26 protein-coding genes are annotated in these 25870 nt (G+C 36.1%); 10 read left to right on the top strand and 16 right to left on the bottom strand.

Annotated elements, in window-relative coordinates:
- Positions 1–41 precede the first annotated feature (41 nt).
- On the bottom strand, positions 42–1121 hold the full coding sequence (locus ACQV2X_RS06880; RefSeq protein ID WP_428894377.1) for a sulfurtransferase: 1080 nt from the start codon (positions 1119–1121) through the stop codon (positions 42–44).
- Between the two features lie 199 nt (positions 1122–1320).
- On the opposite strand from ACQV2X_RS06880, the gene ACQV2X_RS06875 reads away from it, so the two are divergent.
- The 3 genes from ACQV2X_RS06875 to ACQV2X_RS06865 all read left to right on the top strand — a co-directional run bounded on the left by ACQV2X_RS06875 (position 1321) and on the right by ACQV2X_RS06865 (position 4192).
- Entirely contained in the window at positions 1321–2469 is a 1149-nt protein-coding gene (locus tag ACQV2X_RS06875) for an aminotransferase class V-fold PLP-dependent enzyme (RefSeq protein ID WP_428894376.1), read from the top strand.
- Between the two features lie 104 nt (positions 2470–2573).
- Positions 2574–3500 carry a selenium metabolism-associated LysR family transcriptional regulator gene (locus tag ACQV2X_RS06870; RefSeq protein WP_428872777.1) on the top strand — a complete coding sequence of 309 codons (927 nt, stop codon included), beginning with the start codon at positions 2574–2576 and terminating at the stop codon, positions 3498–3500.
- An 89-nt stretch (positions 3501–3589) separates the two neighbouring features.
- On the top strand, positions 3590–4192 hold the full coding sequence (locus tag ACQV2X_RS06865; protein ID WP_428893476.1) for a TVP38/TMEM64 family protein: 603 nt from the start codon (positions 3590–3592) through the stop codon (positions 4190–4192).
- 43 nt (positions 4193–4235) lie between these two features.
- Here ACQV2X_RS06865 and ACQV2X_RS06860 read toward each other — a convergent pair whose 3' ends face one another.
- The 5 genes from ACQV2X_RS06860 to ntdP all read right to left on the bottom strand — a co-directional run bounded on the left by ACQV2X_RS06860 (position 4236) and on the right by ntdP (position 10399).
- Positions 4236–4604, bottom strand: coding sequence for a Spx/MgsR family RNA polymerase-binding regulatory protein (locus ACQV2X_RS06860; protein ID WP_428874892.1), 369 nt, complete (start codon positions 4602–4604; stop codon positions 4236–4238).
- A 123-nt stretch (positions 4605–4727) separates the two neighbouring features.
- Positions 4728–5633, bottom strand: coding sequence for a YitT family protein (locus ACQV2X_RS06855; protein ID WP_428872773.1), 906 nt, complete (start codon positions 5631–5633; stop codon positions 4728–4730).
- A gap of 133 nt (positions 5634–5766) precedes the next feature.
- Entirely contained in the window at positions 5767–7557 is a 1791-nt protein-coding gene (gene glmS, locus ACQV2X_RS06850; RefSeq protein ID WP_428875769.1) for a glutamine--fructose-6-phosphate transaminase (isomerizing), read from the bottom strand.
- 301 nt (positions 7558–7858) lie between these two features.
- Positions 7859–9745 (bottom strand): type I pullulanase, encoded by a 1887-nt coding sequence (gene pulA / locus ACQV2X_RS06845; RefSeq protein ID WP_428872769.1) that lies wholly within the window; start codon positions 9743–9745, stop codon positions 7859–7861.
- Between the two features lie 108 nt (positions 9746–9853).
- Complete coding sequence (ntdP, locus tag ACQV2X_RS06840) at positions 9854–10399, bottom strand: nucleoside tri-diphosphate phosphatase (protein ID WP_428891655.1); 546 nt, start codon at positions 10397–10399, stop codon at positions 9854–9856.
- Positions 10400–10603: 204 nt separating this feature from the next.
- Between ntdP and ACQV2X_RS06835 the strand changes: the two genes are divergently transcribed.
- Positions 10604–11743: an LLM class flavin-dependent oxidoreductase gene (locus ACQV2X_RS06835; protein ID WP_428874894.1), complete on the top strand. Its 1140-nt coding sequence runs from the start codon at positions 10604–10606 to the stop codon at positions 11741–11743.
- Positions 11743–12309 (top strand): NADPH-dependent FMN reductase, encoded by a 567-nt coding sequence (locus ACQV2X_RS06830; RefSeq protein ID WP_428872767.1) that lies wholly within the window; start codon positions 11743–11745, stop codon positions 12307–12309. Before ACQV2X_RS06835 ends, ACQV2X_RS06830 begins: the two co-directional genes overlap by 1 nt.
- 91 nt (positions 12310–12400) lie before the next feature.
- Here ACQV2X_RS06830 and mutY read toward each other — a convergent pair whose 3' ends face one another.
- Both mutY and ACQV2X_RS06820 read right to left on the bottom strand, forming a co-directional pair.
- Entirely contained in the window at positions 12401–13600 is a 1200-nt protein-coding gene (mutY, locus tag ACQV2X_RS06825; RefSeq protein ID WP_428872766.1) for an A/G-specific adenine glycosylase, read from the bottom strand.
- A 4-nt stretch (positions 13601–13604) separates the two neighbouring features.
- Positions 13605–14555 (bottom strand): RecX family transcriptional regulator, encoded by a 951-nt coding sequence (locus tag ACQV2X_RS06820; RefSeq protein WP_428874895.1) that lies wholly within the window; start codon positions 14553–14555, stop codon positions 13605–13607.
- 113 nt (positions 14556–14668) lie between these two features.
- Between ACQV2X_RS06820 and ACQV2X_RS06815 the strand changes: the two genes are divergently transcribed.
- The 4 genes from ACQV2X_RS06815 to sdaAA all read left to right on the top strand — a co-directional run bounded on the left by ACQV2X_RS06815 (position 14669) and on the right by sdaAA (position 18676).
- Complete coding sequence (locus ACQV2X_RS06815; protein ID WP_428872764.1) at positions 14669–15460, top strand: threonine/serine ThrE exporter family protein; 792 nt, start codon at positions 14669–14671, stop codon at positions 15458–15460.
- Complete coding sequence (locus ACQV2X_RS06810) at positions 15451–15906, top strand: threonine/serine exporter family protein (protein WP_428872763.1); 456 nt, start codon at positions 15451–15453, stop codon at positions 15904–15906. Before ACQV2X_RS06815 ends, ACQV2X_RS06810 begins: the two co-directional genes overlap by 10 nt.
- Before the next feature lie 83 nt (positions 15907–15989).
- Entirely contained in the window at positions 15990–16946 is a 957-nt protein-coding gene (locus ACQV2X_RS06805) for a DUF697 domain-containing protein (RefSeq protein ID WP_428894375.1), read from the top strand.
- A gap of 113 nt (positions 16947–17059) precedes the next feature.
- Positions 17060–18676, top strand: a complete 1617-nt coding sequence (gene sdaAA, locus ACQV2X_RS06800) for an L-serine ammonia-lyase, iron-sulfur-dependent, subunit alpha (RefSeq protein ID WP_428885234.1) — start codon at positions 17060–17062, stop codon at positions 18674–18676.
- Between the two features lie 48 nt (positions 18677–18724).
- On the opposite strand, the gene ACQV2X_RS06795 is transcribed toward sdaAA, so the two are convergent.
- The 8 genes from ACQV2X_RS06795 to ACQV2X_RS06760 form a co-directional block, all read right to left on the bottom strand.
- On the bottom strand, positions 18725–19141 hold the full coding sequence (locus ACQV2X_RS06795; protein ID WP_428872761.1) for a hypothetical protein: 417 nt from the start codon (positions 19139–19141) through the stop codon (positions 18725–18727).
- Between the two features lie 35 nt (positions 19142–19176).
- Positions 19177–19698 carry a hypothetical protein gene (locus tag ACQV2X_RS06790; RefSeq protein ID WP_428872760.1) on the bottom strand — a complete coding sequence of 174 codons (522 nt, stop codon included), beginning with the start codon at positions 19696–19698 and terminating at the stop codon, positions 19177–19179.
- Positions 19682–20527, bottom strand: coding sequence for an NAD(P)H-hydrate dehydratase (locus ACQV2X_RS06785; RefSeq protein WP_428885237.1), 846 nt, complete (start codon positions 20525–20527; stop codon positions 19682–19684). The genes ACQV2X_RS06790 and ACQV2X_RS06785 overlap by 17 nt, the downstream gene beginning before the upstream one ends.
- Positions 20528–20652: 125 nt before the next feature.
- Positions 20653–21504 (bottom strand): DegV family protein, encoded by an 852-nt coding sequence (locus ACQV2X_RS06780; RefSeq protein ID WP_428872757.1) that lies wholly within the window; start codon positions 21502–21504, stop codon positions 20653–20655.
- A complete protein-coding gene (locus ACQV2X_RS06775) occupies positions 21497–22030 on the bottom strand; it encodes a DUF1836 domain-containing protein (RefSeq protein WP_428872756.1) in 534 nt (177 codons plus the stop codon). The genes ACQV2X_RS06780 and ACQV2X_RS06775 overlap by 8 nt, the downstream gene beginning before the upstream one ends.
- Before the next feature lie 106 nt (positions 22031–22136).
- Positions 22137–22868: a YebC/PmpR family DNA-binding transcriptional regulator gene (locus ACQV2X_RS06770; protein ID WP_428872755.1), complete on the bottom strand. Its 732-nt coding sequence runs from the start codon at positions 22866–22868 to the stop codon at positions 22137–22139.
- A gap of 21 nt (positions 22869–22889) precedes the next feature.
- On the bottom strand, positions 22890–23717 hold the full coding sequence (locus tag ACQV2X_RS06765; protein WP_428894374.1) for an exodeoxyribonuclease III: 828 nt from the start codon (positions 23715–23717) through the stop codon (positions 22890–22892).
- A 65-nt stretch (positions 23718–23782) separates the two neighbouring features.
- A complete protein-coding gene (locus ACQV2X_RS06760) occupies positions 23783–24112 on the bottom strand; it encodes a hypothetical protein (protein WP_428872753.1) in 330 nt (109 codons plus the stop codon).
- A gap of 191 nt (positions 24113–24303) precedes the next feature.
- Between ACQV2X_RS06760 and ACQV2X_RS06755 the strand changes: the two genes are divergently transcribed.
- Entirely contained in the window at positions 24304–25770 is a 1467-nt protein-coding gene (locus ACQV2X_RS06755; RefSeq protein ID WP_428872752.1) for an NCS2 family permease, read from the top strand.
- Positions 25771–25870 lie beyond the last annotated feature (100 nt).

The following is a 25870-nucleotide window of genomic DNA, read 5'->3' as shown; positions in this document are numbered from 1 at the left end:
TCAATGGCGAGCACGCTTCCTTGTATTTTTGAAGATGCTTTCTAATTGGTTTCTTTTCCTTCTTCTAAATCTCCAACTGTTTTATATTTTACCGAATCTGATTGAGGATCACCAATTTGAACTTCCAAATCATCATTCATTTGCCATTCATTCCATCCACCATCAAACATGGCAACATCTAAACCCCGCTCATACATCAACAAGAATGGAAGGCTAGATCTCCAACCAGTTCCACAATAAAAGGTTAAATCATTTTCAACATCAAAACCTTCTTCTTGCCAAAAAGCCAAAATCTCATCGAAGCTTTTATTTGTACCGTCTTCATTTTTAAAATCTTCCATTCCTGAACTATTAGCTTCTCCAGAGCCCCTCAATAATGGACGTCCCCAAACTGCTCCTTTAGGTTCTCCCGCTTTAGGAATATAAGAGTATCCTGATTCTATACCTAACCATTCATTTTCAGAACGTAGAGAGACTAAGCGAAAGTTGTCATTATTAGCTAAAGCATCCACAGTATCATCTAAAGATATAAGATATTCAGAATGAGCAGGCACTTCGACTCCAAATTCTTTAACAGCTGCAGGGACCACTTCACCTTCTTCTATTTCGTAACCTGCTGCTTCCCAAATAGCTAAGCCGCCATCTAGAATTTTAACGGATTCAACTCCTGTGTACAATGCAGCATAAGCTACACGGTCTACACCTGTATCAGGTCCATATAAAATCAACGTCGTATCTTTATCAATCCCATATTTTAATAAAGATTCTTCAATTTCTTCGGCAGATCGCAAATTCCATACAGGACCCTCTTCAACCGAATCCGTATTAATATGAATCGCTCCAGGCAAGTGTTTTCTCAAATAATCTGGACTTGCATCGGCTTCGCCCCAAGTGACTTCCGCCAATACATATTTTTCAATGTCTGAATTACCATCTAAGACCTTTTTAATCCATTCTGCATCAACATAAACTTGTTTGGCCGGATCGACAGGGTATTGCTCCTCACTTGAAGCTTCGGTAGTGTTTTCTTCAACTTCATCTTCAGCATTAATTCTAGCAAATGGTTGCATAAGCCCAACAAATAATACAGTCAACATCAACCATGAAAACATTTTTTTCATAAGACACCTCCTTATATATATTTTTTTACTGGCTAATCATATCACTTCAAATATGCACCGACAAGCTTTGTTAGAACAGCCTTGAGCATTTATCAGAATAACTGATGAAAGCGATATCAATTCAAATTAACCATGAAGGCCCTTATCTATTAAGATATAATGGGAATGATAATATAAATTTTAAAGAGGAGAAGATCTTATGATTTATTTAGATAATGCAGCCACTTCCCTAAATAAACCTCAAGTAGTCATTGACGCGGTCATTGACGCCATTCAGCATTCTGGCAATGCTGGCAGAGGTTCTTCGGATTCAGCCATGCAAGCTTCTCGAAGCATTTTTCAAGCCCGTCAATCTTTGAATCAATTGATTAACGGCAAAGACCCTCGGCAAATAATTTTCACTCATAACGCTACAGATAGTTTAAATACAGTTATTAAAGGATTATTTAAGAAAGGTGACCATGTTATTACGACTGTCATGGAACATAATTCCGTTCTAAGACCTCTCTATGAACTAGAAGAAAATGGTCTTGAACTGACTATTTTAGATATCAATTCGAAAGGAATTATTGATCCGGCAACAGTAAATAATACCATTCAAAGCAACACTAAAGGAATGGTCATCACTCATGCTTCCAATGTTACTGGTGACATTAATCCGATCAAGGAAATCACTCAAATTCTACACCAACACAATCTTTTAGGTATTGTAGATGCCTCACAGACAATTGGCTGTATACCTATCGACGTAGAAGCTTTGGACATAGATGTTCTTTGTTTTACAGGACATAAAAGTCTTTTAGGTCCGCAAGGAACTGGTGGTATATATGTTCACCCAGATGTAGAGATTCATCCACTAAAATCAGGTGGAACAGGCATTGATACCTTTAGTCATCATCAACCTCTTGATTACCCCTCACGCTTAGAAGCCGGAACTTTAAATAGTCATGGAATTGCTGGTCTTGCAGCAGGTGTAAATTATTTAATTGATTATGGAGTGAATAAAGTAAGAGATTATGAAAGGAATCTCTTAAACATCTTTTATAAGGAACTTCAATCCATTCCCCAAATAAAATTTTACGGTCATTTTAATCCTACTGTAGACCGCTGTGGAATTCTTTCAATTAATCTAGGCGATTTTGACTCGGCCATCGTAGTTGAAGAACTGATTGACCGAGCTGAAATTATAACACGAGGTGGTGGTCACTGTGCTCCTTTAATGCATGAAGCATTAGGAACCAAGGAACAAGGAGTTGTGCGATTCTCACTATCGCATTATACGAAAAAAGAAGACCTCATGGTCGCCGTTGAATGTCTTAAAGACATTCAAAAAGATCTATCTGAGTAATTTTAAACGATTCGACAATTATTTATTATTTTTTCTAATAAATACCTCTCTCACCTTAAAATCAAAAATAAATATTAAATCGATATCAGAAAGTAGTGACTTTTGTGGAATTAAAACAAATCCAAACCTTTATAACAATAGTAGAATGGGGTAGTTTTTCAGAAGCTGCTAACCAACTCTACCTCTCTCAACCAACTGTCTCTTTGCACATTAAACAATTGGAAAATGAATTAGGCATCGAATTAATTTCACGCACAACTAAAAGCCATGAATTAACTACCCAAGGACAGGAATTTTATAAGTACGCACAATCCTTATTAAAAATGTCACGTAACATTGAAACCACCTTTTCTCAAAGAAACAACCATGAAATCACAATCGGTGCCTCATCCATTGCTGCTTCTTATCTTCTTCCGTTAGCTCTTTCGGAATTTGCCAAAGATAATAAAGAGATGCGGGTCTCCCTTCACCAAAGTGATACCATTGATATTATTAATGATATTGCCCTAGGGTCTTTAAATATTGGTATTGTTGGCTCTCAATCGATGAATAGTAACTTGACTTTTGAGAAGCTCTTTTCGGATAAATTAGTCATTGTTACCCCTTATAATCAAGAATTCATACAATATAAAGAAACAGCTTATCCAATTAAGAAGATCTTAGAAAAACCTTTCATTACTCGCGAGGAAGGTTCAGGAACACTTAAAGAATCAGCATTGATACTGAGAGAGTTGGATATCGATCCACTCAAACTGAATAAAGTTTTTGAAGTAAATAATAATGAAACGATAAAACAATTTATTAAGTTGGGGGTTGGGATTTCCATTCTATCAGAGCTAGCTGTTCAGCCTGATGTGAAACATAAAGAAGTTTTAACCTTCGATATTGAAGGAGTGAATTCTATACGAAACTTTTACTTGGTTTATCGTAAAAATACACACCTTCCTGAATCCGTTAAAAACTTTATCAATTATATTCGTAACTATCAATTATCGGTTGAACCTTTTCAGTCCGATCAATCAATTAATTAAGACTTAAGTCTGTCTGATTTTGGTTAATTTTCATCTATGATTGTCATATCATCAACATATGTTAAAATGTTTTTGAGGAGTGTGACCCGATGGATGAAAAAAGACAAATTTTAACCCGAAAATGGATGCATTTCCTCAATATTTTGGGACTCATAGTTACTCTCATATTAGTTATGTGGGGAATTCAAGCAGGTGTTTTTACCGACGAGAGAAAAATGCTAGTAATGATTAAAGGTTTTGGCTTTTGGGCGCCCTTGATTTTTATTATCATTCAGATAGCCCAAACCATTATTCCAGTTATGCCGGGAGCGATTACTATTCCCATCGGAATCTTAGCCTTTGGTCCCTTTTGGGGTTTCGTCCTCAATTTGTTACCCATCTATCTCGGATCTTGGGTCAACTTTTGGATTGGTAGAAGATATGGAAAACCTACTGTCCGAGCCATACTCGGTGATAAGTCTTATGGTAAAATGATCAGACTTTACGAAAGAAAAAACATGGGAAATTGGCTTTTTACTTTTTTAATGTTTTTTCCCTTCTCGCCAGCTGATATTCTCTGTTATGGAGCTGGAATCACTACTATGACTCGCAAGTACTTCATTTTATCCTTGCTATTTGGCAAACCTGTTTCCTTAGCTTGTTATGGTTTTGGAACAACTTATATTTTACATTGGTTAACATCATTCTTTTAAAAAAGAGGCTATCACTATATAGTTGATAACCTCTTTTTATGTTTTAAGCTTTGTTAATTTCCCACACTCGGTTAATTATTTTTAAATTAGAACCACTACTTGCCTTTTCTTTTTCAATTAAAAATGGTCTTTTAATTAGCATACCGTTTTTACTCATTAGCTTTAAAACTTCTTCAGAAGACATACTATCTAAACGGTCTTTTAATTTCATATCTCGGTAGACCTGTCCAGAAGTATTTAGCATTTTGCGAATATTGCCATCTGTCGATTGATAAGCCACTTTTAATTCCGAAAGAGAGGGGGGATTGTCGCGAATATCTTCTATCTCAGTCAATTCCAAACCATTTTCCTGCAAATACTTCATAATCTTGCGACAAGTTGAACATTGCTTTAAACCATATACTTTAATCATCATTTTCCCTCCGTCATTCATAAAAGAATACATAGCATAATTAGCTCACAGTATTATAAAATTGACTCTAATTTTTATCTCGTCCAAAAAATCGCCTTCCAATTTTGAAGACGAGTTCTTTTATTATTCATCGTAAAAACGGCGATTTTTATTATTAGGATTATAAAAAGTAAATCCTTGTCCAATAACTTCTTGAACATCACTAACTGTAACAAAAGCATTTGGATCAATTGAAGCAATATGTCGCTCTATTTTCACCACTTGCTGTTTAGATACAACAATATATAACACTTCTTTTTCCTTATGGGTGTAATAACCATAAGCTCTGAAAACAGTGATCCCTCTTGCAATTTCTTCGGTAATCATCTGACAAACTTGTTCTGGTTCTTTAGTAATAATTAACATTGCCTTCCGACGACTAAAGCCATCCGTAACAAATTCTAAGGCAGCTGAGGTTAAAAATTTCATAAAGATAGTAACAATAGTGTTTTCAGCACCTATAACAAACCCAGAAGCTAAGACAATTGACATGTTTAATAAAAAGGTAGCTGTGGCAAAATTAATCCCAAGGTATTTCTTTAAAATCATGGCGATAATATCTGTTCCGGCCGAAGAACCATGTCCTTTAAGAATTAATCCTAAACCAATACCCATTACAACTCCGCCTGCCATTGCCGAAATTAGCCGGTTTTCTGAAATAAAAACAGGTGGAAAGACAGTGTTTAAAGCCCAGGAGGTTACAATCATGGCATAAATTGTAAAAATTAACGTACGTTTTTCAAGAAATCGATAACCAATCAATAGAATAAAAGAATTTATAATGAGGTTTGTGGTCCCAGTAGGAATATCCTTGATATATTTTAAGATAATCGCGATACCTGCCACTCCACCATTACCAAAATGATTGGGGATTACAAAACTGTTTACCCCAGCAGCATAGACGAGACAGCCTAAAGTAACCATAAAGATGGAATAGGCAAGTGCCCATGGTTTCACCTGTAGCTGAAGTTTTGAAATTGACGGTTTCATTTATTCGCTCCTAATTTTATATTTCATTATCTATTATAGCGTTTATTCGATTTAAAAAACAGAACCTTCAGATGACTTTTTAATTAAATTTCTGTGGATAAAACCTCAGTCATTTCTCATCTTTTTTTATAAATTACTCCACCGTTACCGATTTAGCTAAATTACGTGGTTTATCTACATCAAGCCCCCGTTCAACAGTTGCTAAATAGGCAATCATTTGGCAAGCAACCACACTCACAATTGGAGTTAAGAGCGGATGCACAGATGGAAGAACAAAGTCTCCTTCACTTGCGTATGGTTCACTTGCTATTACAAACGTTTTGGCTCCGCGCGCTTTCACTTCTTCTAAACTAGACCGCGTAATGGAAGCTGTTACTGGGTCAGTTATTAATGCAGTAACAGGCGTTCCCTCTTCTATTAAAGCAATTGTTCCATGTTTTAATTCTCCTGAAGCAAAAGCTTCGGTGTGAATGTATGAGATTTCTTTTAGTTTAAGAGCTGCTTCCATGGCTACTAAATAATCCATATGACGCCCTAAATAGAAAGCATGCACTTTATCTGCAAGTCCATTTTTTACCCAAGAATTTAAAGCATCTTTTTGAGTAAGGACCCTTTCAATAGCTTGAGAAACTAATGATAACTCATGTTTCATTGAGAAATCCTTTTGGCTTGCAAGAACATCTGCTAAAATCGCTAAGACTGTTAATTGAGCTGTATAAGCCTTTGTAGAAGCCACAGCAATTTCCGGTCCTGCATTCAATAAAAGTGTATAATCCGATTCTCTCGAGAGAGTAGATCCCTTGACATTAGTTATAGTTAAAGATGGATAGTTTAATTCATTGACTTTCACTAAAGCTTGTCGACTATCAGCTGTTTCGCCTGATTGAGAAATAAATATAAAGAAAGGTCTTTGACTTAATAGCGGCAAGTGATAAGAAAACTCTGATGAAAGATGAACTTCCACTGGTATTTTCGCCAAGTCTTCAATCATCACTTTACCTACTAAACCTGCATGATAAGAAGTCCCACAAGCTAAAATATAAAGACGATCCGCTTGCTTAATTTCAGATAAAAGGTCAGCTTCAATAGTAAATTCACTATCTTGATTCTGATAATAAAGAATATTTTTACGAACTACAGCAGCTTGCTCATCCATTTCTTTAAGCATATAGTGCGGATAAGTTCCTTTATCAAGATCACTAGCATCTAAGTCTGCAATATAAGAAGAACGGTCAATGACTTGACCCGATAAGTCCTCAATTAAAATGCCATCCGATTGAATCATCAATAATTCACCGTCGTGAATTTCAATATATTCACTGGTCAAATCAATCGTTGCCATTGCATCCGATGCAATTACATTGAAATCGTTTCCCATGCCCACTAATAATGGTGATTTTTTCTTAGCAGCATAAAGAGTTGTGGGGTCTTCTTTATCAATTAATCCAATAGCATAAGAGCCTTCTATCAATTGAAGCACCTTTTTTAATGCTTCTTTGGTAGATATTCCTTCTTGTGAGAAGTAAGCAATTAAAGCAACAATTACTTCTGTGTCTGTTTGTGACTTTAATGATACTTCACTTAAGTAAGTTTTCTTTAAGTCTAAATAGTTTTCAATCACACCATTATGGACTAAAGTAAAGCGATCAGAATTAGATTGATGGGGGTGAGCATTTTCTCTATTAGCAGGACCGTGGGTTGCCCACCGTGTGTGACCAATACCAATACTAGAGTTAAATTCTTGATTTACTGCCCTTTCAAGGTCGGCAATTCTACCTTTCTCTTTAAAAAGATGACCCCTACCTTCTTGATCTAAAAGATAAAGTCCGGCCGAATCATAACCACGGTATTCTAATTTTGCCAATCCATCAAGTATAATTCTTTGTACATTTCCTTCACCAATAAATCCAACAATTCCGCACATAAAATACGCCTCATTTCTTTCAATATTTTATGCTTTCGGTGCATAGAATAGACTCTGTCCAAGTTCTCGCGATCTTGTTTTAACTATTCTTAAAGACTGCACAGCCTTGAGTCATCCGCCGAAAATTCGATAAACTCATCCTCGTCACCTATTTCAATAGGTCTGGCGCTATCCAATTTTAGTCTCCTTTTATATTTTCTGAAAGCCTATTAAACTTACACTAAGCACGACTAAATGTCAAAAACTTCACACAAAAAAGCGTAAGGATTAAAAGGAATCTTCACGCTCTTTTGAATTATATTTATTTTGTTCTCTTTTTTAAACGTTTAATAACCGTCGTTGAATATGGAAGCAAATTAATCGATTTAATTTGATTAAGATATTCATTTTCTTCAAGATCAACAACATCATCGTAAACTAACATCGTATAATTGCCTAAAGGAACATTAAAGTGCGCATATTCTTCACCACCATTAAACATTAACAAGAGATCATAGCTTTTACCGGCATAACGAACCGCCATGATTTGGTCTGAAGCTTGAATTACTTCTGTCGAACAACGTAAGCTCTCATAGCTAGTTTGGCGTAGAAGAGGCTCTTCTTTTCTTAATTGAATTAAACCCTTTACGAATTCCACCGTTTTACAATGTTGAGTCATTAGAGACCAATCGATTTGATTAATAGCATCTGGTCGGTTATAAGAATCTCTGACTCCTTGCTTGCTTCTTAAAAATTCTTGACCAGCATGAATAAAGGGAATCCCTTGGGCTAGCAAGACTAAAGCCAATCCTAATTGCTGTTTTTTTATAATAATTTCCGGTAGATGATAAGGGTCAGCCATCATTAACCGATCATAGAGTGTATAATTATCGTGTGCTTCACAATATTGAATCACTTGCATGGGATTATTAAATTTTTCAGAATCATAGCGAGCTAGAAAATTATTAACTAGTGGTTCTTCCATGTACCAAGCACCATTAATAAACCCCCTTGCCTCAGGATTAAAATCATTCCCTTTTATAGCCTCTCGGATCCCATCATTAAATTGAGCTATTCTAGGCATTTTATAAGCATTATTTAAATTAGCTTTTTGATCTGGTGGAATGGGACTAGCCATATCCCAACCCTCACCTAAAATAATTATACTAGGGTCAATTGCATCAAGAGCTTCTCGAACAGCTTTTAAACTCTCAATATCATGCAAACCCATTAAATCAAAGCGAAATCCATCGATATGAAATTCACTTGCCCAGTATTGAACAGAGTCTACGATGAACTTTTGCATCATCACACGTTCAGATGCTGTATCATTTCCCACGCCACTGCCATTAGTTAACTGTCCAGATTGGTCATAGCGAAAATAATAGTGCGGGACTGTTAAGTGGAGAGGATGGTTTTCAACTTGGTAGACATGATTATAAACAACATCCATAATGACACGCATCCCTTTTTGATGAATAGCATGAATCATTTGTTTTAATTCTTTAATTCTAACAATAGGATCATAAGGATCTGTTGCATAAGAGCCTTCTGGAATATTGTAGTTATAAGGATCGTAACCCCAATTATATTCATTTGGTTGCTCAAAGGTTTCATCGATAGAGTCAAAATCGAAAAGAGGTAAAAATTCTAAATGGGTCACTCCCAACTCACTTAGATAGTCTAACCCTGTGGAATCCCCTTCAGGATTTCGTGTGTCGGTTTGAGTCAATCCTAGATACTTTCCTCTATCAGTAATGCCAGATTCGCCTTGAATCGTTAAGTCGCGTACATTCACTTCATAAATAACCATAGCTTCGTCTCGAGGAAAAGACGGCATCCTTTTCGACCAGCCTGCTGGATTGGTTTTTTTCAAATCAACTACGACTGATCTCCTACCATTAACTGTACATGCTCGAGCGTATGGATCGATTGTTTCCTTTTGGCTCCCGTCTTTGAAATCAATACGAAAGCGGTAGGTTGTTTGATGATGGTCCCCTGCTAATTCTATTTGGAATACAGGGCCTTGCTTAACCATGAGGTGTTCATCTTTAACTTGACCATAATAACCTTCAAAAACAATTAATTGGATGGAGCGAGCAGTTGGTGCCCATACTTTAAATACTGTTTTATCAGGTGAATAGATAGCTCCTAATGCACCTAAATATGCCATTTGATCTAATTCTTTAATCCTCTCTTTTGTATACATACCTTCACTCTCTCATCCTTTATTTTAAAAAAAAGCAATAGAATAACGATTTACTATCGCTTCTATTGCGTTTTACACAAAATCTCTCTCAGTGAATTCTACTATTAACTATTTATAACGTTTGCGATGTGACAATTGACAATAACGTTCATACCAAATATCGATAAAGGCCGGATTAAAAGGACCTTTTTTTTCCTCAATCCAACGGACCAGCTCTTGAATGTTATATTTCAAAATGCGATCAATTTCGACTGGATAATTATAACGTCGACTATGTACTTCATACTCATCTAAATCCAACAATCGCTTCTCACCATCTGGAAACACTTTTATATCAAGATCATAATCAATATATTTTAACGCTTCCTTGTCCATAACATATGGAGAGGCAAGATTACAATAATAAGTGACACCTCTTTTACGAATCATCGCTACAATATTAAACCAAAAATGTTGATGGTAATATACAATTGCAGCTTCTCGTGTCACCCATCGACGACCATCTGATTCGATCACTAAAGTATGATCATTGCACCCAATAATAGACTGCTCACTGGTCTTTAAAACCATCGTATCGCGCCATGTTCGATGCAAAGAACCATCGTGTTTATAACTTTTAACAGTAATGAATTCACCTTCTCTGGGCTGCTTCATCACTGAACCTACTTTCTATTGTGTAAATAATTAGCCATTCGGCTATCAACTTTTCCTTGAATATTATATCATACTCGCTTGTCTTTATGGGAGCAAATTTCATTTTATAAGAGAAAGCTTATTCTCTCCTTAAAATAAATTATTTCCTAAAATTCGAGATTTATGCTATAATTTGTTCAATAAAAAAAAGAAAGGAAGCTTATTATGAATTCAAGCACTTCCCCCAAAAAACCACTAGAAATTGGTATATATACTTTAGGTGATCATGTACCTCATCCAATTACTGGCGACCGTATTTCACAAGAACAAAGAGTCAATGAAATTATTCGTTATGGTATTGAAGCAGAAGCGGCTGGCTTAGATCTTTTTAGTGTCGGTGAAAGTCACCAACCTTATTTTACTAGCCAAGCGCATACAGTTATCTTAGCAGCTATTGCTCAAGCAACTTCTAAAATTAAACTTTCTTCTGCTGCAACCATCGTTTCAACTTCAGATCCCGTTCGCATCTTTGAAGATTTTGCTACCCTGGATCTTATTTCAAAAGGAAGAATGGAGATCATTGCAGGACGCGCTTCACGTGTAGGTCTTTTTGATTTATTAGGCTATAATATGCGCGATTATGAAGCCTTATTCGAAGAAAAATTTGAACTTTTACGTCAGATTAATGAAGATTTAATTATAAATTGGGAGGGAGAATTTAGAGCACCTTTGAAGAATGCTTCCATTCTACCTCGACCTTATCAAAATCGTAAACTGACAATTTGGCGCGCAGTTGGTGGCCATCGCACATCTGCTATTCAAGCCGGACGTCAAGGAGCCCCTATCTTCTTAGCACATTTAACTGGACCAGTCGATATTCATTTAGCTAATATTCAGTCTTATCGGGAAGCCTTAGAAGAAAGTGGCTATCAAAGCCAAGATTTCCCTGTGGCAACTGCTGGAATGCTATACGTAGCTGAAACTTCACAAAAAGCCAGACAAGAAGCCTATACTTTCATTTCTAAAGGCTTTACCTTCTCAAATGGTCAAGAATTTCCTAAGCGAGCTTTTGCCCAATCAGAAAACCTTAATGATATTCTTAACGTTGGAAGTCCGCAAGAAATCGTTGAGAAAATTCTCTATCAATATGAAACTTTCGGTATCAGCCGTTATGTGGCTCAAATTGATTTTGGTGGAATTCCTTTCGAACATCTAATGAAGAACTTAGAACTTTTAGAGGCTAAAGTTTTACCCGCTGTTCGCCGCTATACTGGTCAAAAAGCTGCCGATCAAGCTGAGCCAACCGATCACGCTAAATTTAGAGAGACGGTCCAAGAATTGACCAAGGAAAAGGAAGTGGAATAATGAGATTAATTTTACTTTCTGGTTCGAAGATGGGTAGTAAAACTCGCATTGCTATGAACCTCACTAAAGAGATTATTCAAACAAACTATTCAGACTTTGATGTGGAGTTGATTGATCTAGCTGAAAAAGATATTGAATTCGCGGATGGTCATCACTATGTTGAACTTACTGGCGATAGTGCTTATGTTACAAAAGCAATCATGGAAGCTGATGCTATCATAATTGGTAGTCCAATCTTCCAAGCCTCCATCCCAGCCACACTTAAAAATATTTTCGATCTTTTACCACAAAATGCTTTAAGAGACAAGACAGTTGGAATGGTGATTACAGCAGGTAGTCCTAAACACTACTTAATTGCCGAATATCAATTGAAGCCTATACTTTCATATATGAAAGCTATGGTTATTCCTTCTTATGTCTTTATTGAAGAAGCTGACTATCATCAAGGTGAAATAATTAATCAAAACATCCATTACCGTTTAGATGGTTTAATTAAAGATACTTTATTATTTAGCCAAGCTATGGAATTAAAACGCCAAAAAGAAGAAGAAGCCTATGACTTTTAATAATTAAAATATATCGTTTGTAATCAAAAGACCTCTAGCTCTTTTTGCTAGGGGTCTAAATTTTTTAAAACTTATTTGTTTGATGCATCATTTAAAAAAGTCGTAAGTCATCATTAGAAGATGCTTTATTACTATCTAATAATTTTATCTGCAGTGAGGACAAGGCCAATTGACTTATATCACTCTCTGCTACCCACCGAAAGCTACTATCATTTAGATGAAGCTGATCAAGTAATTGCTGTCCACTACTTTCAAAATTGACCGCTAAAATGCCAACTTGCCAAATTCGATGGCTAAAAACATGTTTTATTGCTGGAGTAAGCTTTTCTATCTTGACTTTAAAGTATTGCTGAATTTCTTCTACAACAGATTCCATTACCATTTCATCTGGCTTGAGATAAGTATAAAAGAATGCCTCTTTAACTTCATTTGCATCTTTTAAAGCTAGCAAATCGACTTCTACTAAAGGATAGTGCCATAAGCCGAACAATAATTCTCCGGTTTGATGCTGACGCATTAAAACTTTCCCTTCTTTATTTATAATTTTATAAGCAAGCCATTCTTGTCTTATCTGCTTAGTCTTCTTATGTTTAACTGGATAAAGATGACTCGTTCCATTTTGATAAGATTGATCAAATTCTTCTAAGATATGGTTTTCAGGCCGGTAATTGCTTGGTGTCATAACGGTAGCTCCAATATCCATCAAAGCTTGATTAAAGTCACCCGGTCGTTTGGGGTCAATCAGAGGGTCTAATATGGCTTTAAAAACTTTACGGTTTTTTGCTTGACCAATATCTTCCTCTACTTCAAATAAGCGAGCGATAATACGCATTAAATTGCCATCAATGGCAGGCTCAACTAAACCAAAGGCAATCGAGCCGATAGCTGCTGCTGTATAAGGTCCAATACCTTTTAAACTTAATAGCTCCTTCATGGTTTTTGGCATGATGCCATCATAATCATTCATAATTTGTTTAGCAGCAAATTGCATATTTCTTACCCTTGAATAATAGCCTAAGCCTTGCCATAGCTGATGCAGTTGTTCTTCAGAACTTTGAGCTAAAGCTTGAATAGTTGGTAACTCGTCTATAAAACGCTCATAGTAAGGGATAACCGTATTCACTTGCGTTTGTTGCAGCATAATCTCACTGACCCAAATTTGATAGGGATCTTTGCTGTGGCGCCATGGTAAGTCTCGCCCTTCTTCATCGTACCAAGTTAATACTGTTTTGCGAAACTTCTGAATTTTTTGAGGAGACCAATCAAGATAACTACTTATAAATTTACTCATTTAACTACTCATTCTCCCCTTTCATATTCATCACACTTTCATTATCCTCTAGCCAATTTTGAATGTCTTGATATTCAAATCCCTTTTGGCGCAAGTCGACAATTAGACGCTGCTTAAGTTCGTAGCCTTCATGTTTTTTGGATCTTTTGCGAAAAATTTTTTGCCCCTCTTTATCCAGCAGATCCTCCTGAAGTTCAGGATCGACTTCCATTTTATAATTATCTAGAAAGGTTTGAATGATTGTTCGATCATAGCCCTTTTGGTTAAGGTGTTGGTATAACTTTGTTTTTTGCATGGCTAAAGACAATCGTTTTTTACTTTTAATAAACTTATCCGCTAACATTTTTAAGTTTTCTCGTTGCAAATTTTCTGGATACTCCATTAAAGCTTCTTCAATTAATAGATCATTTAAACCTTTCATTTTCAGCTCATAAGAAATGTTTCTTGGCCCTTTACGGTTGATATTGGCTTGAGTGCGTACATAGGCTTGGCCATAAATAAGATCATTAATTAAGTTTTGTTCTTTTAGTTTGTCAATAATTTGATCAATCAAACTTTCTGAAATGTCAAAAGATGCATAGTCAACATTCCTTTGTTGTTTACTGGGATTAGCTAGTGGCGTTTTGCAGTTACTAGATTCCATTTCCTTAGAAAAATCCTGCCTTTCTTCCATCTTCTCACTTTGTGACTCTTTTATCATTTTATCAAGATAATCACGTACTTCTTGTTCAGATTTCAAACCATAAGACAGATAGTTTAGCGTTTTTTGATAAAAACGATAATGAAATTCAGCTTCTAAAATTTTTCTAATTAACTCTTGATCGACTGCTAAACCTTTTCTGATAGCAAACTTAATTAAAATTGCCTCATCGATTCCAAAAGCAAACTGATTATCTATAAAAATAGAATAGCGTTGCTTATTCTTTTTTTGAACCTGAATTTTTGATATTTTCAAATCATCACCTCTATTTATTATTGTAACACGATTTATCCAACTTCTCTGATTCAGACTTCTATTCTGTTATCGAGAATATGCTATAATAGACAAAAAACTAAAGGGGCTTGCTCATGGATAAAAGAGAACAGTCAATTCTTCAACTAGCCACTCTTGCTGGGACCCTCTTGATTCAATCAGAAGCTGAAGGTTATCGAGTTGAGCGAACAGTTAACCAAATTCTCTCATTAAGTAACTTTGACCAACCCGCTGTCTTTTCATCTGCTTCTGGCCTATTTTTAGCTTTACAAAATAGTCAGTTTAAAGAAGAAAGCCCGGTGGGAAGCACAATTATTGTAAGGGTGAAAAACCGCAAAAATCACATGCGCATCATCCATCAAGTCAATGAAATCATTGGTCAATTATTAGACAAAAGTATTAGTCCACAAGAAGCCTATTTGAAACTAAACAGCATTCAAGACCAGGAATATACCACCCATAACCAATTTGTTTGGACAATTCTTTTAATCATGTCCTATGTTATCTTATTAGAAGGTGGTTTAGGCGATTTGGTGATTGCTCTAATTCCAACCATCATGATTCTATTTTTTAAACTATCAGAAGATAACTTTGGTCTCAACCGTTTTGCTGTCAATGTCTTAATGACAAGTTCACTAGCCTTTGTTTTACCCATTATCCATTGGTATGTAACCACCCGCTTTAACCTAAATATTGTTATTGGTGCCACTTTAATGCCACTTTATCCCGGAACGGCTTTTACCAATGGAATCCGTGATTTGCTTCACGGGGATTACTCTACTGGTATAACTCGTTTAATAGATGCTTTTAAGGAAGGTTTGAGCCTTGCTTTGGGTGTCGGAATTGGCTTAGCTATCTCATATGGAGTGATTAACTTATGGAATTAAATCATTTAATATTAAGACTCGTTGCTAGTTATCTAGCAACTGTAGCAGCAGCTATCAATGTCAATGCTCCACGTAAATTCATTTATTGGTCAGGTATACCGGGAATCATTTCATATGCTGTTTATTTATTTGTTCTAAGTCACACCAATACCTTTATCGCTACTTTTATTGGTAGTCTTATTGTAAGTATTATGGGCCAGTGGATGTCACGTAAGTTTAAAACCGTCGTTAATGTTTTTTACATTCCTGCTTTCTTTCTTTATGTACCGGGAATTGCCATTTACGAGACTGCAGAATACTTTATGCAAAACAATTTGATTGCAGCTAGTCAGTCCTTTTATCAAGCCTTGGTGACTGCTCTTGCCATTGGTTTAGCGGTCTTTGTCGTGGATTCAGCTATGGATACTTATAAATATCACCTTAATAAAAGGTCACAAGCCGATTAAATTTTATGCTCAATCGGTCAGTCTATGGTCGGAGTAATCTTTCTATTTAAAATGTTAAACTTATAAAATCGAGGGGTGATTTTTTGAATAATTGGCGCCAATGGCTGAAAGTAGTAGCCTCAATTTTTTTAATTATAACCATTATTTTTATTTTCAATCAATTTATGCAATTATACCGTAATTTAGCTTATATCCATCCTCTCTTAGCACTCACAGTCATTTTTATTCTAGCTGTTATGTTAATTTATTTTACATTCCTAACTGTGAGAGAACTAATGAAGTTGCCTAAAGAAATAGATTTAGCAGATGGAGCAGGTCCAGAAGAATACGATCAGTATGTAAAAGATAGTTTAGTCAAACTAATTAAGAACCCTACTTTAAAAGAGCTGAATTACGATTGGCTTGCTCACGAAAACTTATCCGCAGAAGAACAAATTCACTTGGCCCATCATTCTTTAAGAGAACATGGCTTAATTGAAATCAAAAAACAAGCTCAAATGGTTTTCTTAACAACTGCTATCTCACAAAATGGTTCCTTAGATGCCCTTACAGTTCTAGTTGTTTTAATGAAAATGGTTTGGCATTTGATCAAAGTGTATGATACGCGTCCGAGTTTCGGAAAAGTTCTTTCCATATACACTAATGTTGCAACCACAATTTTAATGGCTAGAGGGATTGAAGACTTAGATCTTATTGAAGCTCAAATGGAACCTTTCATCTCTTCCATCCTTGGAGGCAGTCTATTATCCATGATTCCAGGCTCTGTTTCGATTACTAATTTAATAGCCAACTCGATTTTAGAAGGATCCATTAATGCCCTACTAACCTTAAGAGTGGGAATTGTTACTATGGATTATTTGGGCAGCTTGAAAGATGCTGATAATCAAGTTATCAAACGGTCTGCAACCATTGAAAGCACTAAATTGCTCGGTCAAATTATTAAAGATGGCAGTTTAAAAGTTATCCAAACCATTGTTAAATCTGTTAAAAAAACAGGTATCGAAAATAGTAAGAAATGGAATCCGTTTACAAAGATATAATAGCAATGCTAGCGATTTACGCTAGCATATTTTTCTGAAAAAGGTTAAATTACAAGTAAGGCTGTGCTATAATGCACTAAGTAAAAATAAGTATCTGGATTGGGGTTGATTTTATGTCATTTACAAGTTTAAAAGGTTTAATTGATGAAGCTAATGAAAGAGAACTAACCATTTCTCAAGTAATGATTCAAAATGAAATGGAATTACGAGGAATTACTGAGGAAGAAATGTTAGTTGCTATGGAAGAACAGTTTGATGTCATGGTCAATTCAGTAAGAAAAGGTACTTTGGAGTCTGTTATGAGTCATACAGGTGTGACTGGTGGAGATGGTCATCGTGTCTTTGAATATACCCAAAAGGATGACTCTTTAATCGATTCCTTCACATTAAGAGTTGTCGCAAATGCGATGGCAGTCAATGAAGTGAATGCTTCAATGGGAAGAATTGTTGCGACCCCTACGGCAGGTTCTGCCGGTATTTTACCTGCTTGTTTAGTTCATATGCTTGATACTGGAAATTTTGAAAAGGAACAATTAGTCCGTGCGATGTTTACCGCTTCTGCTTTAGGCTTAGTTATTGCTAACCGTGCTTCTATTTCCGGGGCCCAAGGAGGTTGCCAAGCCGAAGTGGGTTCTGCCACTTCTATGGCAGCTGGGGCCCTAGTTGAATTGAAAGGTGGAACACCTGAGCAAGTTGGTAATGCAGTGGGATTAGCACTTAAAAACTCACTCGGACTTGTTTGCGATCCTGTTGCAGGTTTAGTAGAAATCCCTTGTATCATTCGGAATGGACTTCATGCACTGACTGCAATGGCTGCTGCTGATATGGCATTAGCTGATGTGGTATCCATTATTCCTTCGGATGAAGTTATTGACGCTATGGATGCTATTGGTAATGAACTCCCTGAATCATTAAGAGAAACAGGCATTGGTGGTGTAGCGGGTACTCCTACTGCCCGTCGTATCAAAGAACAGGTCTTTGGTAATTCAGATGAATTAGTAGCTGATGTTGAGGTTGAGTTATCTGGAACAGGTGAAAAGATTTTAGAGGATGGAGTTAGCGCGTCTTACCAATCTGGTTTCGAAATTATTGGTCCAGTAATGGTCGGTCCTTCATCTTCTCATACTGCCGGTGCCGTTCGCCTCGGTAATGTTGCTCGTCAACTTCTAGGAGAAGAACCTGAGGAAGTCGTATTCACCCTAATGGATTCTTTTGCTAAAACTTATCAAGGTCATGGCACTGACCTAGCATTAATAGCCGGCGTTTTAGGCTATACGACTCGTGATTCAGAAATAGCTGATATACGTGATATTGCTGAAGAACGTGGATTAAAGATTAATTTCCTCGAGCGTAATCTAGGAAACTATCACCCTAATACTGCTCGTATTCATATCTTCGGTCCAAATAACCACGTCACCATCATTGGCTCATCAGTAGGTGGTGGAAAAATCGAAATCAACAAATATGATGAATATGATGTTCGCTTTTCTGGCGAACGCCCTACTTTAATTATCCGTCATAAAGATAAAATTGGAACAATCGGTCGCCTTTCAACCTTCCTACAAGATCATGATATAAACATCTCATACATGACACACCAAAGAGCTAAAATTAATGGCCCCGCTATTACTATCTTTGAAATGGACCAAGAGCTTAACCAAGAAGATACAGATGAGCTTCTTCTTCGCTTTAGCTTTATTGATGATTTAAAGGCTATCTATGTAAAATAAATTAAAACCTATTCCCAGTCATGGGGATAGGCTTTTCTCATAGTATTTTTACTCCTCGTCATTTCGTAATAAATGGCCATCTTCGTTCTTGACCAAAAAGTGAACAGTAGCAAAGACAATAAAGATAGCTATGGATCCTAATACCAAATCTTCCATTGTTTGCGCATAAATCAGCATTTTTCTAGCAATTACAAATAAGATCAGTTCTAAAACTGCTTTAGGAGAGTGAAAAAGCAACATAAAAATTAACTCAATTCCCACTAAAAGCAACAAAGCATAACCTAAAAAATTTTGAAAAACAGAATAGGTTTCTATAACATCTGCTTGTAAAACTAAATAACCGTATTTAAATAAGTCAATCATTCCTACAGCGACACTTAAAGTAATAGCTATAACTATTACCATTTCAAGTAAACGAGAATATTCTTCGAGAGTCTGTTTTAATCTATCAATATTAAATTTCATTTTTTCGCTCCCTATATAATCTTTAATCTGAACGCTTAGCCATCAATACCACGTTCAATTGCTTTTTTATATGAATCGACAATCTTCTCTTCTTGTTTAATTAACTGTCCTAAAGTTAAAGTTAATTGTTGAGAGTTCTCTAAACTATCTAATTGATCCTTCTGATAATCAATGTCTCGCCAGACTAATTCATGTTCCAACTTTTTCCCTATTACGTTTAACTTCTCAATAATTTGATGCTTGAGCCGTTTTTTCCGTCTACTCTCTTGTGATTCTATTTGAGGTAGGAGTTGATAAATTGTCTCGAGTGGAATTTTTCTTTGCATATGTCCGTGCTTGACGATACAATATTCTTTACTAAAAGGACTGATTCCAGGATAGATTCCATGAATTTGATAAATACCATCGTATAAATGATACGTTCCCTTTTTAAACTCAGGAAGAAATACTCTTTTCAGTCGATAGACTGGATCTTCTCCCACAATCTCAGCTATCCACATTTTTTCATCACTATTTGGGCTTAAAGTTAGTTTTTGGGCTTTAAATTCTTCGTTCAAATCGATTACCTTTCAATTCAAATAAACCTTTCATAAATTCAGGAATTTGCTTTATTAATCTGGATGGTAACACAATAAATTCTTTTTGATTAATTTGATTAGCAATCGCTGTGTGCATATAAGCAGCTATCAATACAGCACCCAAAGGGGATGAAGACTGTCCCATCAATCCAGATATCATACCAGCTAAGGTATCGCCCATTCCCCCTATTGCCATGCCTGCATTGCCCGGGATATTGCTATAAGATAAGCCGGAAGGCTGATAAATCTCAGTTTGATGCGATTTTAATACGAGGATAGCTTGATATGAATCTGAAAATTCCTGAGGATCATTGATATTGTTCGCTTCTTGCATTTTTAGCCATTCACCCAAGTGAGGGGTAAAGATTAATTGGCCTTTACAAGAAAATGGACCTTCTTTCGCCCACAGGCTAATGGCATCTCCATCAAGAATTAACACTTGATTAGGTTGGATACTTGATAGCGTTTCACTTAATATCTCAATACTTTCTTGACTCCTACCAAGGCCCGGGCCAATTAACACGTGATTTGCTTTAGAAATCCACTGTTTCCTCAAATTTTGATCTGCCCAATTCCCAACCATCATCTCTGGAGTATGCAAATGACAAACATTTATATTAGTCTTTGCAGTTAGCAAACTTGTTAAGCCCGAACCAACATGAACACAGGCGCTAGCAGCTAATATTGCAGCCCCCGCCATCTGTTCATTACCTGCTATAATCAAACTATGTCCGTAGTTCCCTTTGTAACTATCAGATGGACGAGGATCTATAAGTGATCTTATTTTAGTCAAGCTTAATTCAATCATCGTTTTCCTCATTTCCTTGAATATAGTATTATATTAAGCTGAAATCTAATAACAAGCAAGTCAAAATAATACGCTTACAAAGTAAAAACGATGAGGCTAGGAATTTCTCATCATTTTTTATTTTTTTAATCAATAACAAGAATTGAAATACCTACTGACTGAGGTCCGGCATGTACTCCTAAAACGGGAGTTAATTCAGTCACAATGGATGTTTCAGCATTAGCAATTTCTTCAGCCAAATCTTTTTGTAATTGAGAGATTTCTTCGTTATTATTGCCGGCAAAAAGAGCGATTTTGTAGCGTTTAGCTCCTTGCAATTTTTCTTTAGCTGCTGCTAAAAGGGTTGCATAAGATCTTTTCTTCCCTCTTGCCTTATTAATGATTTCAATTTCACCGTTATGAATAGTTAATAATGGATTAATATTAAAGAAAGTACCAATCATACCAGCATACTTATTAAACCTCCCACCCTTAATAACATATTTCAACGTTCTAAACAGAGCGTAAATACCAGCTTTATTTTCCACTCTTTCTAATTCAGCTAAAATTTCCTCAGCTGACTTACCATCTTCTCTGAGTTCAGCAGCATAGATTGAAAGTAAACCAGTGATTGAAGCAATATAATTGGATTCATAAATGAAGATTTCTAAGTTTTTATACTGTTCTTTAACTACTTCATATAATTGACGCATACCGGTTAATTTTAAAGATGCTGTAATTACTACTGCTTGAGTATAACCCTTCTCTACTAAACGATCCAAAAGATCTATAATTTCTTGGATAGGCGGAATACCAGTCGATAAGACGTCATGATGTTGCATCTGTTCGTAGAATTCCCTAGAATCAATATCAATCAAGTCACGATAGTGTTTATCTCCCATTTGCAACATATAGTGAATGATTTCAATACCGTAATGTTCAGCAAGATCTGCCTTTAAGTCTTGTGAAGTATCTGCAATAATAGCTAATTTATTCATTATAATCTCCTATCTGGTCATAACCACCTGATTCAATAATCAATTCGGCTAGTAATTTAGTAGCAAATGCATGTGATACTGCATTAATACCTTCGGTTTTTTTACTTATTTCAATTCCTTCAACAACAAAGGGACGATTTTGACCTACCGTTTTAAAAACACGTTGAACAGCATTGTTAATTGACTCTGAAAACAAATCAAACCCTTCTTCGATCGTTACCCTCTTCGTTTGGAGTTCAATGCCCCTTCGAACGGTTTCAATAGGCAAAATACGTTTATAGATAGCAATAATTAAAAGAAAGGCTATCTGTTGACGTCCATACTTCCTACCCTTGATTTTAGGAATGACACCCCATTTAGAATAATTTTGAATCATCGTGGAAGTCATTGCTACTTCGTCATTCATGATTGGGCCCAAACAATCTTGAATATATTCAACCACTTCTTGGTTGAACATGGACTGTTTAGGTAATTCATCCCATGAAGGACAATGGAAAGCTAATATCTTCTCAATTTTTATCGTCACTTAGCACCCCTTTTATCTAGTTATCACCACTATATGTTACCATCTAAATACATTCTGTCAAGCAAAAAAACATATTAAAAAAACTCGAGAAAATATCTCGAGTTTTTTATTCATCAAGTTGACCATTATGAAACACTTCAGACACATCGTCATCATCTTCTAGAGCATCAACAATGGTTGTCAGTACCTCATAATCTTTTTTTGATAGATTGACAAAAGTTTTGGGTATTAAGGTTAATTCAGCTGTATAAATCACTAGCCCTTCTTGCAACAATTTATCTCTTACCTTGGCTAATTCACTGGGATCCGTATAAATCTCAAAAACTTCTTCAGAACTTTCTAAGTCTTCGCCGCCCACTTCTAGAACAAGCATCAACATTTCATCTTCATCTAGATTGTTCTTTTCTCTTTCTAAAACAATATAGCCTTTGCGATCAAACAGGTAATTAACCGTTCCGGATTCTCCAATATTACCACCATTTTTATTATAAGCAATCCTGACATTGGTCATAGTTCGGTTACGATTATCAGTCAATGCTTCGGTCAAAATAGCTACCCCTTGAGGGCCAAAGCCCTCATATATCACTTCATCATAATTCTCTCCTTCAGAGGAGGTCGTCGCCTTTTTAATGGCTCGATCGACATTATCATTTGGCATATTATTGGCTTTAGCCTTGTCCATAGCTAAACGCAAAGCGGGATTAGTGTCCGGATCCCCTCCGCTCTGTTTAGCTGCCATATAAATTTCCCGTGATAATTTTTGGAAGAGTTTCCCTCTTTTAGCATCCTGGGCACCCTTACGATTTTTTATATTATTCCACTTAGAATGTCCTGCCAATGTTATCGACTCCTTTCACTTTTATAAATCTATTTCTAATAAGATGGGGGTATGATCTTGACGCTCGCCTGAATCGATCATTTCAGATCTTTGAACTTTATCAGCGATTCGATCACTCACTAAGAAATAATCAATTCTCCAGCCTGAATTATTCTGTTTACTTGTTCGAACCCTTTGGGCCCACCAAGTATAAACGCCTTCTACTGGACCATGTAAATGACGAAAAGTATCCGTGAAACCTTTGTTTAAAAGATTAGTAAATCCTTGACGCTCTTCATCTGTAAAGCCTGCAGAAAAGTGATTTCTGTCTGGATGAGCCAAGTCAATTTCTTTATGAGCTACATTAAAATCACCTGTCGCAATCACAGGCTTTACTTGGTCTAAACATACTAAATAATCAGCATACTTTTCATCCCAATTCTGACGATCCTCTAGTCTCTTTAACTCGCTTCCAGCATTTGGAGTATATACATTAGTAAGGTAAAAATCAGCAAATTCCAATGTCATTATTCTACCTTCATAATCCATTGGATGAGGACAAGAAATTTCTGGATAAGAAACTTCAGCTTTTAAGTCTTTCTTATACATAAACATCGTTCCAGCATATCCCTTACGAGCTGGTTCTTGAGAAGAACGCCAAGCTATTTGATAATTAGGGAATAGTTCCTCTATAACCTTTTTATGTTTTTTGGTTGGTCCCTTAGCAGATAACTTAGTCTCTTGAATAGCTATTACATCTGCTTGCAAAGCGTTGAGTTTAATCAAAACTTCTCGAGACAGGATGGCTCGATTAGAATCACTGGTCAATGCAGCGTTTAGTGAATCAATATTCCAAGATATAATTTTCATTTCATTCTCCTTTTTAAATATTAGCCTCTTTATTTTATCATATTTAGCCTTGCTTCTCGAATGGTCTATAAATCTCTCAACTGTTTCAACTCATAGTGTTTACGATAGAATGCTAGTATTAAAATAATTAATGAACCTAACCAAGCCATCGGATTAGATAAGACCGTTCCAGAAAATCCAATCATAGGAGTTAATACAAAAGCGGCAATAACCCTCATGACTAATTCCGCAATACCAGCTAATCCAACTCCTGCTAAAGCATTTAAACCAATACTTCGCCCCACTATAAAAGTGTCTACCATATTGTAAAATAATTGGAATAAATTCCCCATTATTAAAGGAATCGAAAAACGAATAATCTTTTTAATGGAGGATCCGGTTGTCATATCATTCAATGGCCTACCTCCTAAGTTTAAATACCTACTCAGTATAGGAAAAACTAAAGATTGCTTCAATGAAATGAAAACACATTCTTTAGTAAAAAAAGCCGAACATTTAAATTTAACAAAAGATTATATATTTTTATGCTCTTCCGAAAGACAACTATCTTTGTTACAATCATTTCATCAATTTGAGGAGGAATTCAATGGAAGCCATTCGCAATTATTTTAAGTTTTCTGAGAACAATACGGACCTAGGAACAGAGATACAAGCAGGAATCACTACCTTTCTTGCTATGTCTTATATCATGTTCGTCAATCCAGCCATTTTGTCACAAGCAGGTATGCCGGCACAAGGAGTATTTCTAGCTACTATTTTTGCTGCTGCTATTTCAACTTTATTCATTGGAATATTTGCTAATGTTCCTTACGCCTTAGCTCCCGGGATGGGATTAAATGCATTCTTTACCTATACGGTTGTTTTTGCCTTAGGATTCACTTGGCAAGAGGCACTATCCATGGTATTCATTTGTGGAATCTTGAACGTTTTAATCACTATCACTAAAATTCGTAAATTGTTAATCGTTTCAATTCCTGCATTTTTACAACATGCTATTTCTGCTGGTATCGGTATTTTCATCGGCTATATCGGTTTAAAAAATGCTGGTCTTTTACAATTCACCTCAGGTGCCGGGAATATTATCTCTGTCAATAATGGAGATCCTATGGCGGAAACAATCTCTGGTGGAGTATTCAGCGTTGTAACTGATGGTGGTATTGTCCCAGAATTGGTTAATTTCACCCAACCAGGTGCCTTAATTGCAGTTGTTGGTATAATTGTCACCATTATCCTAATGATGAGAAAGTCTAAAGGAGCCATTTTAATCGGTATCGCTGTTACAACTGTATTAGCTTTCCTAACCAATGTGGTTGACTTAGGACAAGTTTCATTCGCCGATAATTCTCTCTCTTCTGCTTTTGCTGACCTTGGGCAAATTTTTGGCGTAATTTTCACCAGTGCAGGAATCCCTTCTCTATTTGGCGATCTTACTCGCTTACCAATTGTTTTAATGACAATCTTTGCTTTTTCACTTTCTGATGTTTTTGATACAATTGGTACCTTTATTGGTACTGGTTTACGCTCAGGTATCTTTTCAAAAGCCGATCAATTAGCTTTAGAATCCGGTTCAGGATTCACTTCTAAGATGGATAAAGCCTTGTTCGGCGACTCTGTAGGGACAATTTTTGGAGCAATTCTAGGTACTTCCAATACTACAACCTTTGTCGAGTCATCTGCTGGGATTGGAGCTGGAGGTCGTACAGGCTTTACTTCAGTGGTAACAGCGCTTTGCTTTGTTCTTTCTGCTTTCTTATCGCCAATCATCTCTTTAATTCCTGCACAAGCAACAGCACCAGCCTTGATTATTGTCGGGATTTTGATGGTTAGCTCTCTATCCGATATTGACTGGTCGAATTTTGAAGATGCTGTGCCGGCATTCTTCGCATCTGTTTTTATGGGTTTAACCTACTCCATTTCCAACGGAATTGCAGCAGGATTCATTCTCTATGGAATCATTAAAACAGCTAAAGGACAAACTAAAGAAGTTCATCCAATTATTTGGGTATCGATTGTTCTCTTTATCATCAACTTCATCGTGCTAGCTATTATTTAAGAATAATACTTAAAACACCTGCTTTCTTTTTAAAAAAAGCAGGTGTTCAGACTGAAGACAAACCCTTTGTGAGTTAATCTCAAATAAAGGGGTTGTCTTT

The organism is Facklamia sp. P12945, assembly GCF_050409485.1.
Lineage (GTDB): Bacteria > Bacillota > Bacilli > Lactobacillales > Aerococcaceae > Facklamia.
The sequence above is the reverse complement of the archived record's forward strand: the minus strand, read 5'-3'. Positions and strand labels throughout refer to the sequence as shown.

Bases quoted from the DNA above. Each gene is read 5' to 3' on its own strand.
- ACQV2X_RS06880 (WP_428894377.1), bottom strand. From the start codon at position 1,121: ATGAAAAAAATGTTTTCATGGTTGATGTTGACTGTATTATTTGTTGGG.
- ACQV2X_RS06875 (WP_428894376.1), top strand. From the start codon at position 1,321: ATGATTTATTTAGATAATGCAGCCACTTCCCTAAATAAACCTCAAGTA.
- ACQV2X_RS06865 (WP_428893476.1), top strand. From the start codon at position 3,590: ATGGATGAAAAAAGACAAATTTTAACCCGAAAATGGATGCATTTCCTC.
- ACQV2X_RS06860 (WP_428874892.1), bottom strand. From the start codon at position 4,604: ATGATTAAAGTATATGGTTTAAAGCAATGTTCAACTTGTCGCAAGATT.
- ACQV2X_RS06855 (WP_428872773.1), bottom strand. From the start codon at position 5,633: ATGAAACCGTCAATTTCAAAACTTCAGCTACAGGTGAAACCATGGGCA.
- glmS (WP_428875769.1), bottom strand. From the start codon at position 7,557: ATGTGCGGAATTGTTGGATTTATTGGTGAAGGAAATGTACAAAGAATT.
- pulA (WP_428872769.1), bottom strand. From the start codon at position 9,745: ATGTATACAAAAGAGAGGATTAAAGAATTAGATCAAATGGCATATTTA.
- ntdP (WP_428891655.1), bottom strand. From the start codon at position 10,399: ATGAAGCAGCCCAGAGAAGGTGAATTCATTACTGTTAAAAGTTATAAA.
- ACQV2X_RS06835 (WP_428874894.1), top strand. From the start codon at position 10,604: ATGAATTCAAGCACTTCCCCCAAAAAACCACTAGAAATTGGTATATAT.
- ACQV2X_RS06830 (WP_428872767.1), top strand. From the start codon at position 11,743: ATGAGATTAATTTTACTTTCTGGTTCGAAGATGGGTAGTAAAACTCGC.
- mutY (WP_428872766.1), bottom strand. From the start codon at position 13,600: ATGAGTAAATTTATAAGTAGTTATCTTGATTGGTCTCCTCAAAAAATT.
- ACQV2X_RS06815 (WP_428872764.1), top strand. From the start codon at position 14,669: ATGGATAAAAGAGAACAGTCAATTCTTCAACTAGCCACTCTTGCTGGG.
- ACQV2X_RS06810 (WP_428872763.1), top strand. From the start codon at position 15,451: ATGGAATTAAATCATTTAATATTAAGACTCGTTGCTAGTTATCTAGCA.
- sdaAA (WP_428885234.1), top strand. From the start codon at position 17,060: ATGTCATTTACAAGTTTAAAAGGTTTAATTGATGAAGCTAATGAAAGA.
- ACQV2X_RS06795 (WP_428872761.1), bottom strand. From the start codon at position 19,141: ATGAAATTTAATATTGATAGATTAAAACAGACTCTCGAAGAATATTCT.
- ACQV2X_RS06785 (WP_428885237.1), bottom strand. From the start codon at position 20,527: ATGATTGAATTAAGCTTGACTAAAATAAGATCACTTATAGATCCTCGT.
- ACQV2X_RS06780 (WP_428872757.1), bottom strand. From the start codon at position 21,504: ATGAATAAATTAGCTATTATTGCAGATACTTCACAAGACTTAAAGGCA.
- ACQV2X_RS06765 (WP_428894374.1), bottom strand. From the start codon at position 23,717: ATGAAAATTATATCTTGGAATATTGATTCACTAAACGCTGCATTGACC.
- ACQV2X_RS06755 (WP_428872752.1), top strand. From the start codon at position 24,304: ATGGAAGCCATTCGCAATTATTTTAAGTTTTCTGAGAACAATACGGAC.